The sequence below is a fragment of the Ascidiaceihabitans donghaensis genome, from assembly GCF_900302465.1.
Taxonomy (GTDB): domain Bacteria; phylum Pseudomonadota; class Alphaproteobacteria; order Rhodobacterales; family Rhodobacteraceae; genus Ascidiaceihabitans; species Ascidiaceihabitans donghaensis.
The window spans coordinates 141,786-160,601 of the sequence record NZ_OMOR01000001.1; the positions used below are offsets into that span (position 1 = coordinate 141,786).

The window sequence follows — 18,816 nt, forward strand, 5'->3', positions numbered from 1 at the left end:
CCTTACAAAGCCATACCTCCAGACGAAACCCAAAAGCGCATAGCGGTTGAGCGCGTTTCATTGCTGCGATAAGACGCTGAGGCACAGGGAGGAAAGTTGCGCAATGTCCAAGACCAAAGTTACCGATGAAGAGGCCTTGGCCTTCCACCTTGAACCGACGCCAGGCAAGTTCGAAATTTCGGCCACCGTTCCGATGACGACGCAACGCGATTTATCTTTGGCGTACTCACCCGGCGTTGCGGTGCCGTGTGTGGCCATCGCGGAAAATCCGGAGCTGGCTTACGACTATACCAACAAAGGCAATTTGGTTGCTGTTATTTCCAATGGCACAGCCGTCCTTGGATTGGGGAATTTGGGCGCATTAGGGTCAAAACCTGTGATGGAAGGCAAAGCAGTTTTGTTCAAACGCTTTGCGGATGTGAACAGCATCGACATCGAGTTGGACACCGAAGATCCGGACGAATTTTGCAAAGCAGTCAAGCTGATGGGGCCGACATTTGGCGGCATTAACCTGGAAGACATCAAAGCGCCTGAATGCTTCATCATCGAACAACGTCTGAAAGAGGAAATGGACATTCCGGTCTTTCATGACGATCAACACGGCACCGCTGTGATTTGCGCAGCGGGTTTGATCAACGCGCTGCATTTGTCGGGAAAAAAGATCGAAGACGTCAAAATTGTTCTCAATGGCGCGGGTGCGGCTGGTATCGCGTGTCTCGAGTTGTTGAAATCAATGGGTGCACGCTACGACAATTGCATCATGTGCGACACCAAAGGTGTGATTTATCAAGGCCGCACCGAAGGCATGAACCAATGGAAATCAGCGCATGCGGTGAAAACCGAAGCGCGGACTTTGGAAGATGCCATGAAGGATTGCGACGTGTTCCTTGGCGTGTCGGCCAAAGGCGCCGTAACCCCGGCGATGGTGGCCAGCATGGCGGACAATCCCGTCATTTTCGCAATGGCGAACCCCGATCCGGAAATCACCCCCGAAGAAGCGCATGAAGTTCGCATGGATGCGATTGTGGCCACTGGCCGCAGCGACTACCCGAACCAAGTGAACAACGTTTTGGGTTTCCCTTACCTCTTCCGTGGCGCTTTGGACATCAATGCCCGAGCCATCAACGATGAAATGAAGATCGCATGCGCCCACGCTTTGGCGCAATTGGCGCGTGAAGATGTGCCGGATGAAGTGGCGTTGGCATACGGTAAAAATCTGGCATTCGGGCGTGACTACATCATTCCGACGCCTTTTGATCCACGTCTGATCCATCGCATTCCGCCAGCTGTGGCGCGGGCGGGCATGAACACAGGTGCTGCACGTCGTCCTATCATCGACATGGATGCGTATGAACTGTCCCTGAAATCGCGCATGGATCCAACAGCGAGTATTTTACGGGGCTTGAACGCCCGGGCCCGTGCCGCACAAGCGCGCATGATTTTCGCAGAAGGCGATGATCCCAAAGTGCTACGTGCCGCTGTCATGTATCAGCGCTCCGGTTTGGGCAAAGCGCTGGTTGTGGGCCGTAAAGAAGACGTCAAGGCCAAGCTTGAAGAAGCGGGTCTCGGGGACGCTGTGCGCGAAATCGAAGTGGTGAACGCGGCGAACACCCCGCACCTCGAGATGTACAAGACCTTCTTGTACAATCGGTTGCAGCGCAAAGGATTTGACGGGGCCGACATTCACCGCCTTGCCGCCCGTGACCGACATGTGTTTTCCGCGCTGATGTTGGCCCACGGTCATGGTGATGCGCTTGTCACGGGTGTGACGCGAAAGTCCGCCCATGTGCTGGAACGTATCAACCATGTTTTTGACGCTGACACAGAAAACGGGGCCGCAGGTATTACGGCGCTTTTGCACAAGGGTCGCATTGTGTTTATGGCGGACACGCTTGTGCATGAATGGCCGGATGAAAACGATTTGGCGAACATTGCGGAACGCGCTGCCGTGGTTGCAAAAGACATGGGGCTAGAGCCGCGCGTTGCTTTTGTAAGCTTCTCGACGTTTGGATACCCCATTTCCGAGCGCGCCGAAAAAATGCATTTGGCGCCAAAGGTTCTGGATCAGCGGGGCGTCGATTTCGAATACGAAGGCGAAATGACCGTTGATGTGGCTTTGAACGAAGTGACCCAGGCGCAGTACCCGTTTTCCCGTTTGACAGGCCCCGCGAACATCCTTGTCGTTCCGGCGCGACATTCTGCCAGCATTTCTGTGAAACTGATGCAGGAAATGGGGGGCGCTACGGTGATCGGCCCCATTCTGTCGGGTGTTGATGGATCCATTCAGATCTGTTCAACCAGTTCCACGGCAAATGACATCCTGAACATGGCTGTTTTGGCGGCCTGCAAGGTGGGCTGATGACAGTCTATAATCTGGGTTCGATCAATATTGATATGGTCTACCGGGTGCCGCACCTTCCCAAACCCGGCGAAACACTGGCGGCTGAAGGTTTCAGTCAAGGTTTGGGTGGCAAGGGGGCGAATATGTCCGTCGCTGCTGCGCGCGGTGCGGCCCATGTCCGGCATATCGGTGCCGTTGGGCCTGACGGGCGCTGGGCGGCGGATCGGCTTTTGGAATATGGGATTGATACGACCCACATTGCCACCAGCGTTGAGGCGACGGGCCATGCGGTGATCTACGTTGATGATGCGGCTGAAAACGTGATTGTTCTGTGGCCGGGTGCCAACGGCATTATCGACGAAAACCAGATAGGCACAGCACTGTCCGAGGCAAGCCCCGGTGACATTCTGATGATGCAGAATGAAACGTCCGGTCAGGTCTTGGCCGCACGGATGGCACAGGATTTAGGGGTACGTGTGGTCTATGCCGCAGCACCTTTTGACGTGGATGCGGTGCAGGCCGTTCTACCCTTTGTTGATATGCTGGTGATGAACGAAGTCGAAGCGGCGCAGCTTGAAGGTGCCTTAGGCGTTAAAATTCCGGACCTAAACGTGGATGATGTGATTGTGACACTTGGGGCAAACGGATGCCGTTGGTATCAGAATTCTACCAAGTTAGAGACTGCTTTTGGCGCAATTGATGTTGATCCTGTGGACACCACGGGTGCCGGTGACACGTTTACCGGATATGTCATAGCGGGACTTGATCGCGGTATGCCTATGGCGCAGGCGATCGGGCTGGCGACCCAAGCGGCGGCCTTGATGGTCACGCGACTTGGGGCGGCAGATGTTATTCCTGACCTTAAAGACATTCAGGATATGAAGCTGGGTTAACCGCCGACAAAAGGTGCCGCCGACCCCCAAAGTTGTTTGACGCGTTGGTCACGACCACATGCGTTGCGGTAGGCTTTGTACGCTTTGGATTGTTTCTTCGGACCAAACCGCGTCAGCACAATTTTTGATCCTTTGTAGTAATCTTGATGGGACGCGTCAGCTGGATAGAACTTTGACGCGCCAACAACTGGCGTCACGACGCTTTGACCTAATGCTGCGGCTGCATCGGCTTTGGCTTTCTCGGCGGCAGACTTTTGCGCAGGCCCATTTGCGAAAATGGCAGTGCGGTAGCTGGCGCCTCGATCACAAAACTGCCCGCCGGCGTCTGTTGGGTCAACGGAACGGAAGAACTTTGCCAGAAGGACATCGCGGGACACAACGCTTGGGTCAAAGATGATTTGCACCGCTTCGTAGTGGCCTGTTTTGCCACCTGTGACCTGTTTGTAGGTGGGATTTGCTGTCTTGCCGCCGGTAAATCCGGAAATCGCTTCTTTCACGCCTTTGACGCTTTCAAAGTCTGATTCAACACACCAAAAACATCCCCCCGCGACCGTCAGGGTTTCCGTTTCCGCGGCATGTGACGTTTTGGATTGTGCAAAAACGCCCAGCGCGATCATCAAAGCCAATGCGAATGGTTTAGCAGTTTGAACGAGGGTCATAGGGTTCTCCTTTTGACGTCAGGATCACGCACTCTGTTGCGTTGCTCAATACACAGCATTGCGAGGTCACAGCTCAGTGAAAGCTGTTACAAATCCGTACTTCGTTTTATGGTGCGCAAAACGGGGGGATATGATGCCAAAAACCATTCGCATTGCCATGTGGTCCGGGCCGCGCAATTTATCGACAGCGATGATGTACAGCTTTGGGGCGCGTGCAGATTGTCATGTTATGGACGAACCCTTTTACGCAGCCTATCTGGCGGCGACTGGCCTGAGCCATCCAATGCGCGACGCCATACTAAAGTCGCAACCCGTTGATCCTAAAACAGTCGAAACGTCCTTGTTAGAGCCTGTATCAGTACCGTTTTCGTACCAGAAACACATGACACAACATATGATCCCAGACATGCCACGCACATGGATGCGCGATGTGGTCAACGTATTTTTGATCCGCCACCCTGCGCGTGTTGTGGCAAGTTATGCAGCCAAACGCGAAGGGCCGGTATTGAACGATATCGGTTTTGTTCAGCAGGCTGAATTGTACGACCACGCGCAGTCTTTGGGGCAAAACCCGATTGTGATTGATTCAGCAGATATTCGCCGTGATCCCGCGACAAAGATGAAACAATTGTGCGCGGAGATTGGCCTGCCTTGGGATCCGAAAATGCTGAACTGGCCTAAGGGTGGTCATGCCGCAGACGGTGTTTGGGCATCTCACTGGTATGGGGCGGTGCATGGATCAACCGGGTTTGCGGGTGCGGAAGGCCCATTGCCCGATCTCAGCCCAGAGTATCAAGAGATCGTGGCGCAAGCCTTGCCGTATTACGACCGGCTTGCTGCCGTTAAGATTTGATCAGGATGTACGCCGTTTGCGTGCGGCCAAAAGTTTCAGACGCAGGGCATTCAGCTGGATAAACCCGGCTGCATCTTTTTGGTCATACGCGCCTGCGTCGTCTTCAAAGGTGACATGCGCTTCGGAATAAAGCGAATAATCAGACCAACGCCCTACTGTGCGCGCCAAGCCTTTGTACAACTTCAAGCGGACGGTGCCGGTGACGTGTTCCTGACTTTTGTCGATCATAGCTTGCAGCATTTCACGCTCTGGTGAGAACCAGAAACCATTATAGATCAGTTCGGCGTATTTTGGCATCAGCTCATCTTTAAGGTGGGCCGCGCCCCGATCCAGAGTGATGGATTCGATGCCGCGGTGCGCTTCCAAAAGCACTGTGCCGCCGGGGGTTTCGTAGATGCCGCGTGATTTCATACCGACAAAGCGGCCTTCGACCAGATCAAGGCGGCCAATACCGTGTTTGCCACCCAATTCGTTTAGCTTGGTCAGGATGGTTGCAGGCGACATGGCTTCGCCGTTGATGGAAACTGCGTCGCCTTTTTCGAAACCGATTTCGATGAATTCAGGCTGATCTGGCGCGTCTTCGGGGTTCACAGTACGCTGGTAAACGTAATCGGGCGCGTCAACGGCCGGGTCTTCCAGAACTTTGCCTTCGGACGAAGTGTGCAACAGGTTCGCATCCACGCTGAAGGGTGCTTCACCGCGTTTGTCTTTGGCGATCGGGATTTGGTTTTTCTCTGCGAAATCAAGCAGCTTGGTGCGGCTGGACAAATCCCATTCACGCCATGGTGCGATGACTTTGATGTCGGGGTTCAACGCATAGGCTGCCAATTCGAAGCGGACCTGATCGTTGCCCTTGCCGGTCGCGCCGTGGGACACTGCGTCTGCGCCTTCGGCCTCAGCAATTTCGACCAACCGTTTGGAAATCAAAGGTCGCGCGATGGAAGTGCCCAACAGGTACAACCCTTCGTAAAGTGCGTTGGCGCGGAACATCGGGAACACGAAATCGCGTACGAATTCTTCACGCAGATCTTCGATGTAGATCGCTGAAGCACCCATCAATTCGGCTTTTGCGCGCGCTGGCTCAAGTTCTTCGCCCTGACCCAAATCTGCGGTGAAGGTCACAACCTCGCAACCGTATTCAGTTTGCAGCCATTTCAGAATGATGGACGTATCTAGGCCGCCGGAGTAGGCAAGAACGACTTTTTTAGGCGCGGACATCTGCAGTTTCCCTCTGTGTGGTTCGTGGCGGGCGATACCGCGTTTTTCTATGTGGGGCAAGATGCAGCCCCGCGTTGACGGCATGAAGGGCAACCTCTACCTCGGTTGTATCTGCTTGAAGGGTGCTTCCATGACCAATGATCAATTTGTTTCTGCCGCGCAGGCTGCTGAACGTGCGATGCGCAATGTGTTTCCTGAAACGCCTTTGATGCGCAATGATCATCTGTCAAAAAAGTATGGTGCCGATATCTGGTTGAAGCGCGAAGATTTAAGCCCGGTGCGATCTTACAAATTGCGCGGTGCCTTTAATGCGATGCGCAAGGTGATTGATCGCCACGATACTTTTGTTTGCGCAAGTGCTGGAAATCATGCCCAGGGCGTCGCGTTTATGTGCCGCCATTTCGGCGTACGTGGTGTGGTTTTTATGCCTGTTACAACGCCGGCCCAAAAGGTTCAGAAAACTGCAATATTCGGGGGATCGTTTGTCGAGATAAAACTGATCGGCGATTATTTTGACGACACCTTGGCGTCAGCGCAGGCCTACTGCACGGACCATAGCGCACATTTTTTGTCGCCCTTTGACGATGAAGATGTGATCGAAGGGCAGGCGTCCGTGGCGGTTGAGATAGAACGACAATTGGGGCGTGTTCCGGAGCATCTGGTTTTACCTGTAGGTGGTGGTGGATTATCTTCTGCATGCTTTAGTTACTATGCAGATGCGTGTGATTATACGTTTGTCGAACCCACTGGCGCACCCAGTTTGGCGCGTGCGTTGGAAACAGGTGCGCCAACAGATGTGTCGCCGATCGATAGCTTTGTAGATGGTGCTGCCGTTGCGAAGATAGGCGCACGGACATTCGAGCGCTTGAAATCCGCACCGCGTGATAGCGTGATGCATTTGCCAGAGGATCGCATTTGCATGACAATCGTCGAGATGCTGAATGTCGAGGGTATCGTTTTGGAACCTGCCGGCGCCTTGTCCATCGAGGCGCTGGGCGATTTGGAAGATGACATTGCGGGCAAGACCGTTGTCTGTGTTGCATCAGGCGGGAACTTCGATTTTGAACGCCTGCCAGAGGTGAAAGAACGGGCCCAACGCTACGCAAGCCTAAAGAAATACTTCATTCTGCGATTGCCACAACGCCCCGGTGCGCTGAAAGATTTCCTTGATTATCTTGGGCCATCCGACAACATCACACGGTTCGAATATCTGAAGAAGTCCGCCAGAAACTTTGGATCTGTTCTAATTGGAATCGAAACGGATGATCCAGAAAACTTCGTGCAGTTTTTCGAAAATCTGGATCGTGCTGGTTTGACCTACACAGACATCACAAACAACGAAACGCTAGCGCAATTTGTGATTTGATCAATGCAAAACCTGGGGCAGATCGGTGACAAAGGCTTTCTTGGACACCGCATAACATTCGACAACCTTGCTTAAGTTTATCTCATCCCCCCGTCCTTCAGCTGCACGCAGTTCTCCGTCTTGGCACAGGGCAGAAAATTCTGAAAAACCGAGGTTCATGGCGCTGCCCTTTAAAAAATGCAGGTCATTTTCCAGTTCATTCACGTCCGCGTCCTGCTTTAAGCGCGTAACGACTTCTTCTACTTCTTCCAGAAAAAGTTCCACGACTTCGTCAAAATCCTCGGGCCCGACGTCAGCACGAAGAGATTTCACCTGGCTCCAGTCAATCATTTGCAGTCTCCGCTTTGGGTTTGGCAAAGCAATGCCACAGGGTTGCTTAATCAACCGTAAGCTCAACTCAACTGGATAGACGCAATTTTAGCTTTCATGGGTCGTTAAGGTCGGTCGATTAGCCAGTGGACATCCGAGTTTGTGAAAGTGAGTCTGATGCCGGTTCCAGCATCGAAAATCGAACCTGAAAAGCCGCAAAACGAACATAGCACCAGTCGCCATGTTCTGATTGTGGACGATAGCCGTCTGCAGCGAAAGATATTATCCAGTTCAGTGAAGCGCTGGGGGTTTCGTGTTACCGAAGCCGATAGTGGCGACAAGGCCTTGGAATTGTGTCGTGAATCTACGCCGGATATTATTTTAAGCGACTGGATGATGCCGGGCATGAACGGCTTGGAATTTTGTGACGCATTTCGCAGGCTGCCAGGTGAGAGTTACGGCTATTTTATTCTGCTAACGTCAAAAAGCGAAAAGGGCGAAGTGGCACAGGGTTTGCAAGCCGGGGCTGATGATTTTCTGACAAAACCTGTCAACGCACATGAACTGCGTGCGCGCATTTCAGCAGGTGAACGAATTTTGGATATGCAGCATGAGCTGACAGAGAAGAATAGACTGATTTCAGACACGCTAGCAGAATTACAACGTGTGTATGATTCGCTGGATAGCGATTTGCTTGAAGCAAAGAAATTGCAGCAATCTTTGGTGCGCGAACGCCAAAAAACTTTTGATACGGCTGAGTTGTCGTTGATGTTGCGTTCAAGCGGACACGTGGGCGGTGACCTTGTCGGGTTTTTTCCTGGGCAACCGGGGCATTTGGGACTTTATGCAATCGATGTTTCTGGCCACGGCATCAGCTCTGCCTTGATGACTGCCCGATTGGCTGGCTACTTATCCGCGACCGCACCTGACCAAAACGTAGCGCTGCGCCGGCAAAGTGATGGAAGCTTTAAGTTTCGAAAACCAAGCTGCGTGATCGAGGATCTGAACAACCTTGTTCTGGATGAAATGGACACGGAACACTATTTCACGCTTATGCTTGCAGACGTAAATCTGGAAACAGGGCATATGCTTGTCAGTCAGGCTGGGCATCCCCATCCAGCTGTTCAGCGCCGGGACGGCACCGTTGAACAGAACGGGACGGGCGGTTTTCCTGTGGGTCTTATGTCTGGCATCACTTTTGAAGATTTCGAGATACAGCTAAAGCCCGGTGATCGCGTTTTGATGTTGTCCGATGGCGTTACGGAGTGTCCAAATCAGGAAGGTGATATGCTGGAAGAATCCGGTTTAGAGAAAATGATGAACAATATGAAAGACATGTCGGGTCAAAAGTTCTTTGATGCCATGATGTGGAATTTGGGCGCTTTTTCAGGGCTGGATGAATTTCCTGACGATATTTCGGGCATCCTGTTTGAATATTCTGGTCATAAAATCCCGTAGTGTTGTTTGACAAACATCTGATCGCCAACATTGCCCAGCATTTGGGCGGCTTCATCGGGATGCATAACCATAGTGATATGATCAGGTTCGATAGGGTCGCAAATTTGGCGGACAGGTGTCGCAACGTACACGTGGCATAATTTTTCGGCCCACATATCGTATTCGGGCATATGCACAAATCGACGAAATGCACCCAGACGTCTTGGGCGCGCAATGGACCAGCCGATTTCTTCGCGGACTTCCCGGTACAGCGCCTGCAAAGAGGTTTCGCCAGGATCAACCCCGCCACCGGGCAGTTGAAACTCTAATGCGCCGTTGGTTTGTGCCGTCAGCAAAACACGTCGCTTCAAAGGCAAAATTGCATAGACGCCGGGTCGCAACCTGTAGCTTTGGGACTTCAAAGGTGGTTCACCCACACGTCGGATCATTGTAGTTGCCCCTCTTTTTGTTTTGAACTTCGATGCTATATAGCTCCGATATGCCAATCAGAGGCGCATAAGGAAACCCCAATGACCCTTGGACACCAGATCGCGTGGGACGACACCGTCCTGCCATTTCAGCTTGATACATCCGACGTTCGTGGCCGCGTTGCCCGTTTGGACGGCGTGCTGGACGGCGTATTAAAGCAACACAACTACCCACCTGCCATTGAAGCGCTTGTGGCGGAAATGGCGTTGCTGACTGCGTTGATCGGCCAGACCGTCAAGTTGCGTTGGAAGTTGTCGTTGCAAGTGCAAGCCAAGGGTGCGGTGCGTATGATTGCCACCGATTATTACGGCCCCGAAAAAGAGGGCGAACCTGCGCGCATCCGCGCCTATGCCACCTACGACGAAGACCTGCTGACCGATGCTGCCCCCTTCGACCAGATCGGGGAAGGATACTTCGCAATCATGATTGACCAAGGCAAAGGAATGCAACCGTACCAAGGCATTACTCCGCTGGATGGTGGATCACTTGCGGCTTGTGCTGCGGCCTATTTTGCGCAGTCCGAACAGCTGCCGACACGTTTCGCGCTAAGCTATGGCAAATCCACGCAGCCGGGTGTGTCTGAACATTGGCGCGCCGGCGGCATTATGGTTCAACATATGCCCAAAGCATCGCCTTTGATGGCGAAAGGGGAAGGGTCTGGCGACGTCTTGCAAGCGTCTGACCTGCTGGAACATGATGCGGAAGAAAACTGGAACCGCGTGAATGTCTTGATGGACACCGTAGAAGAAATGGAGCTGATCGGCCCGACCGTGCCACCCAACGATTTGTTGGTGCGCCTGTTCCACGAAGAACAGCCACGCGTCTACGACACGCAACCGATCCGTTTTGGATGCACATGTTCCGAGGATCGCGTGCGCCAAAGCCTGTCCATCTATTCAGCGGGTGACATAGCGACGATGACAACAGAAGAAGGTCGCGTCACAGCAGACTGCCAGTTCTGTGGGGCGCATTACGATCTTGATCCCGCGACCGTAGGATTTGAGGCGGAACAGGACGCGCGTGACTGATCTGATTGCTCAGATACGCGCGGCGCTTGTGGATGGGGGTGATGGATCATCCGATTTTGATCTTAACCCTGAATTTACGCAGCCCGATGGCCGTGTTTTGCGTCCTGCAAGTGTTCTTGCCCCAATCATTGTGCGGGGTGGCGCCTATTATCTGATCCTGACCAAGCGGTCGTCGGCCCTGAAGCATCATCCGGGCCAGATTGCGTTTCCGGGCGGCAAACAGGATGACACGGACGCAGACCTGATTGCGACGGCTCTTCGTGAGGCGCGTGAGGAAATCGGCCTGCCCTCTGATCTGGTCGAGATCCTTGGCGTTTTGCCGCCCCATGAAACAGTAACGGGGTTCAAGGTTACGCCGGTGATCGGATTGGTCACCGCCGAGTTTGATATCGTTGCCGAACCCGGCGAAGTCGAAGAAGTATTTTTTGTCCCGCTGTCTCACGTTTTGAATGTGAACAATTTCGCGGTGCAATCGCGACGCTGGCGTGGTCACCGCCGTGCTTATTTCGCAGTGCCGTTTGGCCCGTATTACATTTGGGGCGCCACCGCGCGGATGTTGCGGGCTTGGGCGGATCGCATGCCATGAAACTGGCGCCGGACACGCAATGGTTGGCCGATCCCGTCACACAGAGCGTCTGTGAGACCATCGAGAGCGCAGGCTTCGACATTTTCTTTGTCGGGGGCTGTGTACGCAACGCCGTCATGGGGGAGGATATCAGCGACATTGATCTTTCGACCAACGCACGGCCCGAAAAGGTTATGCAGCTGGCCCGTGACGCAGGGCTGAAAGCCATTCCGACGGGTATCGATCATGGCACCGTCACGGTTGTGGCAGACGGTGAGCCTTATGAAATAACGACCTTTCGTCGCGATGTTGAAACCGATGGTAGGCGTGCTGTGGTGACATTTTCTGACAGTATAGAAGATGATGCCAGGCGGCGCGACTTTACGATGAATGCGCTTTATGCGCGTCCCGATGGAACCGTCGTTGATCCGTTGGGGGGCGCTTTGGATGCGACCCACCGTCGGGTTCGCTTTATTGAAAATGCCAGTCTTCGCATCCGTGAAGATTATCTGCGCACTCTGCGCTACTTTAGGTTTGTTGCATGGTATGCTGCTGCCGATGCGGGGTTTGATACGGACGCTTTGGACGCAATTGCCTCCAATCTTGACGGGTTGGAACGGTTGTCAGCAGAACGGGTCGGCGCAGAAATTCTAAAACTGCTGTCCGCCCCAAACCCAGCACCGGCCGTAGCGGCCATGCGTCAAACGGGTGTTTTGCTTCAGATATTGCCTGGTGCAGATGATCGTTGGCTGGCGCCTTTGGTTCACATGGAAACCCTGCTGGAGGTGCCGCCAGACCCCATTCGCCGCTTGGCGGTTCTGGGCGGAGAGGACATGCCGCGACGTTTGCGATTGTCCAAAGCCCAAGCCAACGCTTTGGCGGTCTTGATAGACGGCATGTCCGGCACCCAGTCGCCTGCGGCACTTGGGTATTTACATGGTGCAGAAATCGCGCTGGGCATCGCGGCCTTGCGTTCAGCGTTGTTTGAAACGCTACCTGCATTGGACGCCGCGACGCAGGTTCAGGTGGGTGTGGATGCGGTTTTTCCGATCGTTTCCGCCGATTTGACACCTGATTTTCAAGGCAAAGCTTTGGGTGATCGTTTGAAAGCCCTAAAGCATGACTGGATCATGTCTGGCTTCACCAAATCGAAGGATGACCTTTTAGGGTGACTTTTGCGCACGGCTGGCGTATGACAAAAGCACAACACCGGAGGTTTGCAACATGTATCGTGGGATTTGGCTACACCGTATTTGATCGGCACCAAACCCTTTTGGATGGCTTGATCACATCATCATCCAACACATGTTCTACCTAAAATACTGGCGTTCTTCCGATGTTTAAATTCTTCGAAAATCTTGTCGACCCTTACGTGTCCTATGCTGAAACGGACACTCCGCCCACAAAGCTGTGGCCGTTTTTGCGCGAATATTCAAAGCCGTTCAAAACTGTTTTCATCCTAACTGCGATCATGTCGATTGTTGTGGCCGCGGTTGAGGTTGGCCTGATCTATTACATGGGCCGCGTTGTCGATGTTTTGGGCGGTGAACCCGATCAGGTCTGGGCAGATTACGGCACGGAATTCATCGTGATAGCGGTGTTTATTTTGGTGCTGCGCCCCGTGCTGCAGGTGCTGGACGTTGCGCTTTTGAACAACGCGATTTTGCCGAACTTTGGCACCCTGATCCGGTGGCGTGCGCATAAACATGTGTTGCGGCAATCCGTGGGTTGGTTTGAAAACGACTTTGCGGGGCGCATTGCCAACCGCATTATGCAAACGCCCCCGGCGGCAGGTGAAGTCGTATTTCAAGTTTTTGACGCAATTTCCTTTTCGCTGGCCTACATGATTGGTGCCGCGATTTTACTAAGCACCTCGGACCCGCGATTGTTGCTGCCATTGCTTGGATGGTTTGTGCTGTACGCGCTTTTGATCAAGTGGACGGTCAAACGTGTGGGCCCCGCGTCGCAGGCGGCGTCTGATGCGCGGTCTACCGTGACGGGCCGTGTGGTAGACGCCTATTCCAACATCCACTCCGTCAAAATGTTTGCCCACCACAATCGTGAAATCGATTATGCAAAAGACGCGATTGAGAAAACGCGACAGACCTTTCAAAAGGAAATGCGCATCTTCACCGTGATGGATGTGATGTTGGTGACGCTGAATGGTTTGCTGATCGTGGGCGTCGTCGGCTGGGCCATCGCGCTTTGGGTTCAAGGATCGACCAGCGTGGGTGTTGTCGCCGCCGCCACGGCGCTGACCTTACGCTTGAACGCCATGACGGGGTGGATCATGTGGGCGTTGACCTCGTTCTTTCGCCAGTTGGGTGTGGTTGCGGAAGGTATGGAAACCATCGCGCAGCCGATCACCTTGGTTGATGTGCCGGACGCCAAGCCCCTGACGCTGGACAAAGGCCGCATCGAAATGCGCGGCCTGACCCACCACTACGGCCGCGAAACGGGTGGCATCGAAGGCATGGATCTTGTGATTGAGTCGGGTCAGAAGATAGGGTTGATTGGCCGTTCCGGCGCAGGCAAATCCACATTGGTGAAGCTGTTGCTGCGCTTTTATGATCCCGATGCCGGACAAATCTTGATCGACGGGCAGGACATTTCAAAAGTCACCCAAGACAGTCTGCGTTTGAATATCGGTATGGTGCAGCAGGAAAGCTCTTTGTTGCATCGGTCGGTGCGCGACAATCTTTTGTACGGCAAACCCGACGCGACTGAGGAAGATATCATTGCCGCGGCCAAACAGGCCGAAGCGCATGAATTTATCCTTGGGCTGGAAGACCCCGAAGGGCGTCAGGGCTATGACGCGCAAGTCGGCGAACGCGGTGTGAAGTTGTCGGGTGGTCAACGGCAGCGTGTGACGCTGGCGCGTGTTGTTTTGAAAAATGCGCCAATTCTGCTGCTGGACGAAGCCACCAGTGCTTTGGACAGCGAAGTTGAGGCCGCCATTCAGGATACGCTTTATGGTATGATGCAGGGAAAAACCGTGATCGCGATTGCCCACCGTTTGTCCACCATCGCCCAGATGGACCGCATTCTTGTGCTGGATGGCGGACAGATTGTCGAAGATGGCGATCATGACGCGCTTTTGGCGCAAGATGGCCTATATGCTGAATTCTGGGCGCGCCAATCCGGCGGGTTCCTGAAAACAGAGGCTGCCGAGTGATGCGTTTTCCCGATATTGGCAATTGGATCAATTCCTTCCAGCCCGCCGATGGCCCGCCCCCACAAGAACTGGGTGCATTCATGCGCTGGTGCTTGGCAGGATCGTGGCCCGCACTGTGGTTGGCCGCGTTCTTGTCTGCGTTGGCGGGGTCGATGGAAACGGTTACCGCGTTGATCCTCGGCAAGGTCATTGATGCTACAGCCTTGGGGCCAAGCGGCTTCTTTGAAGGCGCAAACCTGTGGATTGTCATTGCCGCGGTTGCGTTCTTTTTGCTGATCCGCCCCGTAGCTTTCGGGCTGTCAGCGGCCTCGAATTCTATCATCGTGCAACCCAATGTGAACCCTTTGGTGCTGTCGCGTTTGCACCGTTGGACGCTGGGCCAGAACGTCACATTTTTCGATGACGACTTTGCAGGACGCATCGCGCAAAAGCAGATGCAATGCGCGCGCGCCGTTACGGATGTCGCGTCCGAAGTGATCAATGTTGTCGCTTTTGCCTTGGCGTCGCTTGCGGGGTCGGTGATCTTGCTGCTGGCAATTGATTGGCGGGTGGCCTTGGGATTTGGCGTTTGGCTGATCCTGTATTTCGCCCTGATCAATTGGTATCTGCCGCGTGTGCGTGTGCGGTCTGCAAAACGGGCAGGGGCGCGGGCGATGGTGTCGGGGCAGGTGGTTGATACGATCACCAACATCAAAACGGTCAAGCTTTTTGCCCATGCCGATCATGAAGACCGCGCAGCGCTGGGCGCGATGCAGACGTTTCGTGAAACCTCGCTTAGTTTCGGGCGATTGTCGGCGGCGTTCCGCTTTGCCTTGATGACCTTGGCGGGATTGTTGCCGGTGATCATGTTGGGCGGCACGGTTTTGATCTGGCAGGCTGGTCAGGCCACGCCGGGCGATATTGTGGCGGCGGGTGCCGTGTCCATTCGCATCGCGCAAATGACGGGTTGGGTCAGCTTCACGCTGATGCAAATCTACGCCAACATAGGCGAGATCGAGGACGGCATGCGCACCCTGACCCCCCGCGTGCGTGTTGATGATGTTGATGGGGCCCAGCCCCTGCAAGTGCCGCGGGGTGAAATTGCGTTGAAAAACCTGAGCTTTGCGTATGGGCGTGAGAAAGGCGGCATTTCCGATATCAATCTGACAATCAAACCGGGCGAAAAGCTTGGCATCGTGGGTGCGTCAGGCGCGGGCAAGTCCACGTTGGTATCGCTTTTGCTGCGGCTTTATGATCCCGAGGAAGGGCATATTGAAATTGACGGATCCGATACACGGCAAGTGACGCAAGAAAGCCTGCGCCGCGCGATTGCCATGGTCACGCAGGAAACGGCGATGTTTAACCGTTCGGCACGTGAAAACATCCTTTATGGACGTCCCGACGCGGATGAAGCGGCCCTGATCAAGGCGGCGGAAAAGGCCGAGGCGCATGGATTCATTCAAGATTTGCAAGACCACAAGGGGCGGCAGGGATACCAGGCGCATCTGGGAGAACGGGGTGTCAAATTGTCGGGGGGCCAGCGCCAGCGTATTGCTTTGGCCCGTGCCATTGTCAAAGACGCGCCGATTTTGGTGCTGGATGAAGCGACAAGTGCGCTGGACAGCGAAGTCGAAGCGTCCATTCAAACTGCGCTTGAACGGGTGATGGAAGGCAAAACGGTTCTGGCCATTGCACACCGTTTGTCGACGCTTACGGAAATGGATCGCATCATCGTTATGGATCAAGGGCGCATCATCGAAGCGGGGTCTCATGATGAACTGCTGGCCAAAGACGGGCTGTACGCTAGCTATTGGCAGCGTCAGTCCGGCGGCTTCATTCGGACACAAGCTGCACAATAGGCCTTTTTTCTTGGGGCATAGCGCTGTAATCGCAGTTCATGAGTGAACATAAAATTATACGTCTTGGCCATCACGGTGATGGAATTGCCGAAGGCCCCGTTTTTGCGCCCATGACATTGCCCGGTGAACTGGTCAGTGGCACCGTTGACGGAACGGCATTAAAGGATGTGCGGATTGTCACGCCATCCTCGGATCGTGTCGCTGCACCATGTCGCCATTTCAAGGCATGCGGCGGATGCCAGTTGCAGCATGCGAATGATGACTTCGTGGCGCAATGGAAAGCAGACGTGGTGCGCCATGCGTTGTCTGCACATGATTTGTCGCCTGATATCCGCGAGACGATTACATCGCCTGCCCAGTCGCGACAGCGCGCAACTTTGGCAGTCAAGCGCACCAAAAGTGGTGCGATGGTGGGTTTTCATGGCCGTGCCAGCGATACACTTGTCGAAGTGCCAGAATGTCAGCTGATCGACCCAAAGATCAAAACGTCTTTTGGTATTCTCAAGGAATTGGCCATTATCGGGGCCAGCCGCAAGGCGCCATTGGCTGCGATGGTCACGGTTTCTTTGGATGGTTTGGATGTGTCGGTTCAGGGCGGTAAACCGTTAGACGGGCCGCTGCGCGCGGGTTTGGCGCAGCTGTGTGATGCCACGGGTTTGACGCGTCTGACTTGGGGCGATGAGGTGGTCGCGATGCGCACGCCGCCGCGCCACGCGTTCGGTTCGGCGTTTGTTGCACCACCTGCAGGCACGTTCTTGCAAGCCACCGCGCACGGGGCACATGCCCTGCAAGCGTTGGTGCGCGAAGCGGTGGGGTCTGCGAAACGTGTCGCGGATCTTTTTGCAGGGTGCGGAACATTTTCGTTGCCGCTGGCAGAACACTCCGAGGTGCACGCCGTCGAGGGTGACAAAGGCATGATCGCCGCCCTTGATCACGGATGGCGGTTTGCGACGGGCCTAAAGCCGATCACGCATGAAGTGCGCGATCTGTTTCGGCGCCCGTTGCTGCCTGATGAATTGAAGCGCTTTGATGCGGTGGTTCTTGATCCCCCCCGGGCTGGTGCCGCGGATCAAGTGGCCGAGATATTGAAAGCCGACGTTCCGGTTCTGACCTATGTATCTTGCAACCCTGTCACCTTTGCGCGTGACGCCGCACAATTGGCAGGCGCGGGCTACGTTTTGGAATGGGTGCAACCCGTCGACCAGTTCCGTTGGTCGTCGCATGTTGAATTGGCGTCCAGATTTGTGAAGACCTAAGCCATCACACATTGGTGACGCGCTGTGTTTTTTCTATCCAAAAATGGCGGTTCGATGATAAACACGCGGAAAATGAGTATGGGCAGAGTACGATTTACATGAAACGCAGGCATTTGCTTACAACCGGAACAGCCGCTTTGGCGCTGGCTGGTTGTGCGACCAAATCGAAGTTCCAGCGCTACAACGGGCCTGAGGTGACATATGTCATCGTCAACAAGGGCGCCCGCGAGATGTTCTTGTTGCACAATCAAAAGATACTGAAGCAATACAGGATCGACTTGGGGTTTGCCCCGATTGGCGACAAATTCTATGAAGGTGACGGCAAAACGCCTGAAGGCACCTATCTGATTGACCGCCGCAACCCGAACAGCAAATTCCATCTGTCTTTGGGCATCTCGTATCCGAACGCCCATGATATTGCCCAAGCCCGCGCGTTGGGCAAGCAGCCGGGCGGCGACATCTTTATCCACGGCGAATCCAAGCCTTGGAAACTTGGCAAAAACGATTGGACGTGGGGGTGTATCGCCGTTCCAAACGAAGAGATGGAAAAAATCTACGCCATGGTGAAGAACGGAACGCCGATACAGATCAACGCCTGATTGCCGGCGTTAGATCCTTATCCTGTTGTGCCGACTATCGTTTCCGCTTGCTCGTCCGTTGCGGTGTCTTCGGGATTGTCGACCCGATCTGGCACCAGACGTGATGCGGATGGGTTCGCGGACGGAATCAGCGGTGTGCTGGATGGGTTGCCCATAATCATGGTCCACCAGATTTTGCCGTTTGATTCCTGATGCCATGAAAACCCCATGTCTTGCGCGTTTGCAGACATGATGGTGCGACGTGTGTCGGGCTGTTCGATCCAAGCCCCTAGTGTTTCAAGCTCTGTTTCGTAGCTTTCAGAGATGTTTTCACCCACAAGCTGGCCTGTATATCCTACGCGTTGAACACGGTCGATGGGGGATGAACCGTCTGATCCGAAGTGCCACGGACGGTTTTGTGCAGCCATATCACGGGAATGTGTAGCAGCCGCCGCGTTCAGCTTGGGATTAAGCGTGACCGGGGCCACGCCTTGGGCCTGACGCAATGCATTGACCGAATCAAGCATACGGAATTGCAGTTTTCCTGCATCGTTGCGGCCAATTTTGTATACTTTTGACAATGGCTTACCATCTGTACCGGCCGTCGGTGTTGCGGGCTGGCAAGCGGCAAGTGCAACCACAGCGGCTGTCATAAGTGCGGTTAATCTGACCATTTTTGGCTCCACTGAAAAAACATGTTATATCCGCATAGCGTGGCCCGCGTTGCATTTCAAACGCACATCGGCGTGAGCCTGCGAAATGACGCTTGTTTGATTTGCGACTGCGTCTTTGGCGCAATAAAAGCGTCGGT

At 54.2% G+C, this 18,816-nt stretch carries 16 protein-coding genes and 1 pseudogene; 12 read left to right on the forward strand and 5 right to left on the reverse strand.

Annotated features, from left to right (window positions below):
* Positions 1–103 precede the first annotated feature (103 nt).
* Together ASD8599_RS00705 and ASD8599_RS00710 are read left to right on the forward strand one after the other, a co-directional pair.
* Complete coding sequence (locus tag ASD8599_RS00705) at positions 104–2,359, forward strand: NADP-dependent malic enzyme (protein ID WP_108826762.1); 2,256 nt, start codon at positions 104–106, stop codon at positions 2,357–2,359.
* Positions 2,359–3,234, forward strand: coding sequence for a ribokinase (locus tag ASD8599_RS00710; RefSeq protein ID WP_108826763.1), 876 nt, complete (start codon positions 2,359–2,361; stop codon positions 3,232–3,234). Before ASD8599_RS00705 ends, ASD8599_RS00710 begins: the two co-directional genes overlap by 1 nt.
* On the opposite strand, the gene msrA is transcribed toward ASD8599_RS00710, so the two are convergent.
* Complete coding sequence (gene msrA, locus ASD8599_RS00715) at positions 3,231–3,893, reverse strand: peptide-methionine (S)-S-oxide reductase MsrA (RefSeq protein ID WP_108826764.1); 663 nt, start codon at positions 3,891–3,893, stop codon at positions 3,231–3,233. The two genes, ASD8599_RS00710 and msrA, sit on opposite strands and share 4 nt — an antisense overlap.
* 145 nt (positions 3,894–4,038) lie before the next feature.
* On the opposite strand from msrA, the gene ASD8599_RS00720 reads away from it, so the two are divergent.
* Positions 4,039–4,746 (forward strand): sulfotransferase-like domain-containing protein, encoded by a 708-nt coding sequence (locus ASD8599_RS00720; protein ID WP_108829934.1) that lies wholly within the window; start codon positions 4,039–4,041, stop codon positions 4,744–4,746.
* Here the strand turns inward: ASD8599_RS00720 and ASD8599_RS00725 are convergent, their stop codons facing one another.
* Complete coding sequence (locus ASD8599_RS00725) at positions 4,747–5,964, reverse strand: argininosuccinate synthase (RefSeq protein WP_108826765.1); 1,218 nt, start codon at positions 5,962–5,964, stop codon at positions 4,747–4,749.
* 130 nt (positions 5,965–6,094) lie between these two features.
* Here ASD8599_RS00725 and ilvA point away from each other — a divergent pair, with 130 nt between their 5' ends.
* On the forward strand, positions 6,095–7,330 hold the full coding sequence (gene ilvA, locus ASD8599_RS00730; protein WP_108826766.1) for a threonine ammonia-lyase IlvA: 1,236 nt from the start codon (positions 6,095–6,097) through the stop codon (positions 7,328–7,330).
* Here ilvA and ASD8599_RS00735 read toward each other — a convergent pair whose 3' ends face one another.
* A complete protein-coding gene (locus ASD8599_RS00735) occupies positions 7,331–7,660 on the reverse strand; it encodes an Hpt domain-containing protein (RefSeq protein ID WP_108826767.1) in 330 nt (109 codons plus the stop codon).
* A 156-nt stretch (positions 7,661–7,816) separates the two neighbouring features.
* Between ASD8599_RS00735 and ASD8599_RS00740 the strand changes: the two genes are divergently transcribed.
* Entirely contained in the window at positions 7,817–9,097 is a 1,281-nt protein-coding gene (locus ASD8599_RS00740; protein ID WP_108826768.1) for a SpoIIE family protein phosphatase, read from the forward strand.
* Here ASD8599_RS00740 and ASD8599_RS00745 read toward each other — a convergent pair.
* Positions 9,082–9,525, reverse strand: coding sequence for an NUDIX domain-containing protein (locus ASD8599_RS00745; protein WP_108826769.1), 444 nt, complete (start codon positions 9,523–9,525; stop codon positions 9,082–9,084). The two genes, ASD8599_RS00740 and ASD8599_RS00745, sit on opposite strands and share 16 nt — an antisense overlap.
* Before the next feature lie 81 nt (positions 9,526–9,606).
* On the opposite strand from ASD8599_RS00745, the gene hslO reads away from it, so the two are divergent.
* The 7 genes from hslO to ASD8599_RS00780 all read left to right on the forward strand — a co-directional run bounded on the left by hslO (position 9,607) and on the right by ASD8599_RS00780 (position 18,026).
* Positions 9,607–10,593 (forward strand): Hsp33 family molecular chaperone HslO, encoded by a 987-nt coding sequence (hslO, locus tag ASD8599_RS00750; RefSeq protein ID WP_108826770.1) that lies wholly within the window; start codon positions 9,607–9,609, stop codon positions 10,591–10,593.
* Positions 10,586–11,179: a CoA pyrophosphatase gene (locus ASD8599_RS00755; RefSeq protein WP_108826771.1), complete on the forward strand. Its 594-nt coding sequence runs from the start codon at positions 10,586–10,588 to the stop codon at positions 11,177–11,179. The genes hslO and ASD8599_RS00755 overlap by 8 nt, the downstream gene beginning before the upstream one ends.
* Positions 11,176–12,330 carry a CCA tRNA nucleotidyltransferase gene (locus ASD8599_RS00760; RefSeq protein WP_108826772.1) on the forward strand — a complete coding sequence of 385 codons (1,155 nt, stop codon included), beginning with the start codon at positions 11,176–11,178 and terminating at the stop codon, positions 12,328–12,330. Before ASD8599_RS00755 ends, ASD8599_RS00760 begins: the two co-directional genes overlap by 4 nt.
* A gap of 164 nt (positions 12,331–12,494) precedes the next feature.
* The gene (locus ASD8599_RS00765) at positions 12,495–14,333 is read left to right on the forward strand and encodes an ABC transporter ATP-binding protein (RefSeq protein WP_108826773.1); all 1,839 of its coding nucleotides are present in this window, start codon (positions 12,495–12,497) and stop codon (positions 14,331–14,333) included.
* Complete coding sequence (locus tag ASD8599_RS00770) at positions 14,333–16,171, forward strand: ABC transporter ATP-binding protein (protein ID WP_245925895.1); 1,839 nt, start codon at positions 14,333–14,335, stop codon at positions 16,169–16,171. The genes ASD8599_RS00765 and ASD8599_RS00770 overlap by 1 nt, the downstream gene beginning before the upstream one ends.
* 38 nt (positions 16,172–16,209) lie before the next feature.
* Positions 16,210–17,427, forward strand: coding sequence for a class I SAM-dependent RNA methyltransferase (locus ASD8599_RS00775; protein WP_108826774.1), 1,218 nt, complete (start codon positions 16,210–16,212; stop codon positions 17,425–17,427).
* Between the two features lie 98 nt (positions 17,428–17,525).
* On the forward strand, positions 17,526–18,026 hold the full coding sequence (locus ASD8599_RS00780; protein ID WP_108826775.1) for a L,D-transpeptidase family protein: 501 nt from the start codon (positions 17,526–17,528) through the stop codon (positions 18,024–18,026).
* 146 nt (positions 18,027–18,172) lie between these two features.
* Here ASD8599_RS00780 and dalA read toward each other — a convergent pair.
* Positions 18,173–18,679: pseudogene (dalA, locus tag ASD8599_RS00785) on the reverse strand (divisome-associated lipoprotein DalA); the annotation flags it as partial.
* Between the last annotated feature and the right edge of the window lie 137 nt (positions 18,680–18,816).